At 39.7% G+C, this 4,905-nt stretch carries 8 protein-coding genes; 7 read left to right on the forward strand and 1 reads right to left on the reverse strand.

What is annotated here, in order from left to right:
• Window positions 1-4 precede the first annotated feature (4 nt).
• Entirely contained in the window at window positions 5-835 is an 831-nt protein-coding gene (locus AAF462_10060; GenBank protein MEM7009464.1) for a M23 family metallopeptidase, read from the reverse strand.
• 380 nt (window positions 836-1,215) lie between these two features.
• On the opposite strand from AAF462_10060, the gene AAF462_10065 reads away from it, so the two are divergent.
• From AAF462_10065 to AAF462_10095, 7 genes are all read left to right on the forward strand, one after another.
• Window positions 1,216-2,013, forward strand: coding sequence for an AAA family ATPase (locus tag AAF462_10065; GenBank protein ID MEM7009465.1), 798 nt, complete (start codon window positions 1,216-1,218; stop codon window positions 2,011-2,013).
• On the forward strand, window positions 2,000-2,842 hold the full coding sequence (locus AAF462_10070; GenBank protein MEM7009466.1) for a ParB/RepB/Spo0J family partition protein: 843 nt from the start codon (window positions 2,000-2,002) through the stop codon (window positions 2,840-2,842). Before AAF462_10065 ends, AAF462_10070 begins: the two co-directional genes overlap by 14 nt.
• Before the next feature lie 15 nt (window positions 2,843-2,857).
• Window positions 2,858-3,109, forward strand: a complete 252-nt coding sequence (gene purS, locus AAF462_10075; GenBank protein MEM7009467.1) for a phosphoribosylformylglycinamidine synthase subunit PurS — start codon at window positions 2,858-2,860, stop codon at window positions 3,107-3,109.
• Entirely contained in the window at window positions 3,096-3,830 is a 735-nt protein-coding gene (gene purQ / locus AAF462_10080) for a phosphoribosylformylglycinamidine synthase subunit PurQ (GenBank protein MEM7009468.1), read from the forward strand. The genes purS and purQ overlap by 14 nt, the downstream gene beginning before the upstream one ends.
• Window positions 3,831-3,843: 13 nt before the next feature.
• Window positions 3,844-4,005, forward strand: a complete 162-nt coding sequence (locus AAF462_10085; protein MEM7009469.1) for a hypothetical protein — start codon at window positions 3,844-3,846, stop codon at window positions 4,003-4,005.
• 76 nt (window positions 4,006-4,081) lie between these two features.
• Window positions 4,082-4,318, forward strand: coding sequence for a sulfurtransferase TusA family protein (locus AAF462_10090; protein MEM7009470.1), 237 nt, complete (start codon window positions 4,082-4,084; stop codon window positions 4,316-4,318).
• Window positions 4,318-4,905 (forward strand): cysteine synthase family protein (locus tag AAF462_10095; GenBank protein MEM7009471.1); only part of this gene is annotated, 588 nt, incomplete at its 3' end. The genes AAF462_10090 and AAF462_10095, both read left to right, overlap by 1 nt.

Below are 4,905 nucleotides of genomic sequence, written 5' to 3' on the forward strand. Positions count from 1 at the left end.
CAAATTATTTTAGTGATAAAAAGCTTATTGGATTTACTCTTTTCCCATCTTTAATTACTTCATAATGAAGGTGAGGACCTGTTGATCTGCCGGTTGATCCGGCTTTACCTATTACATCTCCTACTACCACTTTGTCACCTTCTTGCACTGTGATCTTTGATAGATGACCATAGAGCGTTTTATAGCCGTCTTTATGTTTGATAATTACTGTCTTTCCATAACTTTTACGCCAAGCCGCATAGCTAACATAACCATCGGCTGTAGCTACTATATTATCTCCGCGATTAGCATCTATATCTATACCAGAATGAAAAGCAGGCCTCTTTGTGAATGGGTCTTTTCTGTATCCATAATTAGAATTTATTTTGCCTGCTAGCGGAATTCCTACAGGCACATTTCTCATGGTATTAAACATCTTGTCTATATCTTTTTTCATATAGTCGACGTAGGAGAGGCTAAGTCTTTCTGCAGGTATAAATTCTCCACCTATTGAAAGTTGTTTTTTGATACCCTTTTTATCTAAAATATCCTGCATCTCCAAAAGTGTAGCCTCTATTCCTTGGAGCTTATCCCTTAGTTTAGATTCAATCAGCCTGTTCTCATCGATGTCTTGGCTGAGCAAATTAATTGTACCAATTAACTTATTAACAGACTGAGATTTTCTAGCTGAATCTTTGTAATAAACATAACTTGTGCCAAAAGAAAACAGGGATACAAAAGCAAAAATTATAATAGAGCAAAAAGCTATTCTTATGTGAGATTTTTTAATGCTGAATGATGTCGCACCTTGGTGCCCACCTGAAACTAGCATGATAGTGTAGCGGTCCGTTTCCATTAATTCCTCCAGAATCTGTCCAACCAGATTGAGTATAATTTCCAGCCCTATAGTAGAGCTTTAGAAGTTGCAAGCATACATAGTATCTAAGTAAAATGCAACCTGTTTATAGCATGGTCTAACCTGCACTAATTTAAAATAAATTATTGTGCTGAAACTATCATTAGTTCCTTAATATATTGCAGATATTTCCTTGCCAGCATTTAAATAAAAATCACAGTCTTGCAGTAGGTCTTTATTGTGGATAATATGATAATAGTCAAGGGTTGGTTTGGAGTGTTCATAGGGCAAATCCTAGTTTAAAAATTTCTTTCGCAAAATTTTTAAATAGACTGGTATCCAAAAAATTTTATAAAGGCATTATTTGTGATTTTATCGATATGGGAAAGGTAATATGTGTGGCAAATCAAAAAGGCGGAGTAGGTAAAACTACAACTGTAATTAATCTAGCTGCCTCACTTGCCGTTGCACAAAAGAAAACTTTATTCATAGATTTTGACCCTCAGGGTAATGCCACAAGTGGAGTTGGAGTAGATAAGGATGATGGTGCTCAAACCATATATAATGCGGTTATTGGCGAATCAAGCATAAATGATATTTCCATAAATATAGAACCAGAGTCTTTGGGAGGATATTTAACTGCGGTACCGGCAAACTCAGAACTAACCGGCGCAGAAGTAGAACTAATTCATTTGGAAAGAAGAGAGTGGAGGCTTAAGGATGCAATTGATTCTGTGAGAGACCAATATGATTACATCTTTATAGACTGCCCTCCTTCACTTAGTCTATTAACTGTAAACGCGCTAGCAGCATCTGACTCTGTTTTGGTTCCTGTTCAGTGCGAGTATTATGCAATGGAAGGTTTGGGACAGTTGCAGAGGACTATATCCCTTATAAAACAAAGACTAAACCCTGAGCTTAGTATCGAGGGTTACTTGCTAACGATGTTCGATTCTAGAAATAATATTTGTCATATGGTCGCGAATGAGCTAAGAAACTATTTTGACGGCGAAGTTTTCGAAACTATAATTCATAGGAATGTCAGGCTCGCTGAATCACCAAGCCATGGCAAGCCCGCTCTTCTCTATGATGTGAAGTCTATTGGAGCTAAAAGCTATATCTCGTTAGCACAAGAGGTAATAGCGCGTAACGGAGGTAGTACAGTTGAAGAAGTCTAATCTGGGTAGGGGCCTTGATGCCTTAATACCCAAAGAGGATATACAGCATGGTTATGTAGTCACATCTATAAATGAGGTTAAGCCCAATTTATTTCAACCGAGAAAGGAATTTGACGATGAGGCGATAGATGAGCTTGCAAATTCAATAAAGGAAAAGGGAATACTTCAGCCGCTTGTTGTCAGAACCATTGAGCAAGGTTATGAGATTATTGCAGGTGAGAGAAGGTGGCGTGCAGCGCAAAGGGCCGGAGTGACAAGAGTGCCTGTGATAATAAAGGAGGCATCAGACCGTGAAGTACTGGAGCTTGCGCTTATAGAAAACCTTCAGCGAGAGGATCTAAACCCCATTGAGGAAGCGGTTGCCTATCAGCATTTGATTGATGAGTTCGAAATGACCCACGATGATGTATCAAAGCAAATAGGGAAAGACCGCTCAACCATTACCAATCAGCTTAGGTTATTAAGACTCCCCGAAGAGGTCAAGGTGGCTTTAATAGCGGGTGACATAACTGCAGGTCATGCGAGAGCGATTCTCAGCATAGAATCAGAGGCTGAAGCTAAAGAGGCGCTTAACGCGATTCAAAAGCAAAGACTCTCGGTAAGAAATACTGAGCAGCTTATAAAAAAAATATCAAAGCGAAAGAAAAAAGAGACTACAAATAACGAGGAAAATATCTACCTTCGCCAAGTCACGGATGACCTTAAGAACGCTCTTAGCACTCAGGTCAAAATTGTTGATAAAGGCGGCAAAGGCAAAATAGAGATTGATTACTATTCAAACGATGAGCTTGAGAGACTGACATCAATCCTGAAAGGAAATTATGAATAAGGACAAGGCGACTATATGAAAGAGTTCAATGTCAAAGTTGAAGTTAAGTTAAAACCTGTTGTTTTGGACCCGCAGGGAAAAACCGTTCTTACAGCGCTTAATAATCTTGGATTCAAAGGCGTAGATGACGCTAGAGTCGGAAAGCTGATAGAGCTTAAAATCAAAGATGATGACGCTGCTAAAGTAAAAGAGCGCGTAGAAGATATGTGCATGAAGTTATTATCCAACCCAGTAATTGAGGATTTTGTTGTAAATGTCGAAGAATAATTCTTATAAATTTGGCATCGTAGTGTTTCCTGGGTCTAATTGCGACCATGACTGCTATCATGTAATAAAACATGTTTTCAGCCAGGACTGCGAGTTCTTATGGCACCATGAAACAGATGTTGAAAGGTTTGACTGCATAGTGCTTCCGGGTGGCTTTTCATACGGGGATTATCTAAGAACTGGTTCAATCGCCAGCCTGTCTCCAATAATGAAGTCAGTTGAGAAATTTGCTAATGCTGGCAAGCCTGTGATTGGAATATGTAATGGGTTTCAGGTTCTGGTTGAATCAGGGCTCTTGCCGGGAGCTCTTATGAAAAACTCTTCTCTAAAGTTTGTCTGCAAATGGGTAAGTGTAAGGGTCGAAAGTACAAATAACCTATTCACCAAGAGCATGGATATTGGCGATACACTTGATATTCCAATAGCACATGCAGAGGGGAATTATTTCTGCACTCCCGAGGTTCTAGAAGAGCTAAACGATAACAACCAAGTCGCATTTCGCTATTCTGGTAAAAACGGAGAACTTGATCCACAGGCCAATCCAAACGGCTCAATTGAAAATATAGCCGGTATAACTAACAAGGCCGGTAATGTTTTAGGCATGATGCCCCACCCTGAAAGGTGTGCTGAAGAGATTCTCCAAGGCACTCAGGGAAGATTAATTTTTGAATCAATTATCTCCTGGCTTAATCTAAACAATAAAGAAAAGGGCCGAGCTTAGTTTTTAACCTACTATGGGCAAAGTACTTATACTATTAATCATAATTGCAGGAGCTTTTTGGCTTGGCAGGCTATCGGCAAAAGCCAAAAACAACAAAATCGCAGATAAGCCCTCAGGCAATGAACCAGAAGTAATAGATATAGAGATTGAAGACAAATCGGATACTCATAAATAATAAGCACCCATATTTGTTGCAGATGTGCCTATATGGTACTCTTAGAACTGTAATTACAGTTATTTAGGGTAGTAAAATGGCAGAATATAAATCAGATAGTCAAATAGATGTCACTAAAGAAATTTGCCCAATGACATTTGTAAAGACCAAGCTTAAGCTTGAGACGATGTCATCAGGTGAAATTCTAGAGGTAACACTCAGAGAGGGCGAGCCCTTGATGAACGTTCCAAAGAGCGTCGAGCAGGATGGTCATAAGATTTTAGACCTTCACCAAGAGGGTGACATATATAAACTTCTAATTGAGCGTAGTTAATGAGCGTATCCCTAGCAACAGATAAATCAACACATAACGGGCTGAAAAGAGCCGAGTCTGTAATTGAGCTTGTAGGCAACACCCCGCTTATAAAGCTTAGCAATATGAGGGATGACCTAAGCCCAGATGTGCATGTATATGCAAAGGCTGAGTGGTTTAACCCCGGCGGTTCAGTAAAAGACAGACCTGCACTCTGGATGATATTAGACGGTATCAATACCGGCAAGCTCACCCACGATAAAATTCTTATGGACTCTTCCTCTGGAAATACCGCAATTGCATATGCCATGTTTGGCACCGCGCTTGGATATGAAGTTGAGCTCGTTACCCCTATGAACGTAAATATTGAGAGAAAAAAAACTTTAACTGCCTTTGGAGCCAAAATCATATACTCAGACCCGCTTGAAGGATCTGACGGTGCAATCAGACTTGCAAGAAAGTTGAAAAAAGAAAATCCGGATAAATATTTTATGCCCGATCAATATAACAACCCTGCAAACCCAAGGGCTCATTATGAGACAACAGCCATGGAAATCTGGGAGCAAACACAGGGCCGTGTTACGCACTTTTTAGCCGGTCTTGGTACA

It is taken from the genome of Thermodesulfobacteriota bacterium (assembly GCA_039028315.1).
Taxonomy (GTDB): domain Bacteria; phylum Desulfobacterota_D; class UBA1144; order Nemesobacterales; family UBA2774; genus CR02bin9.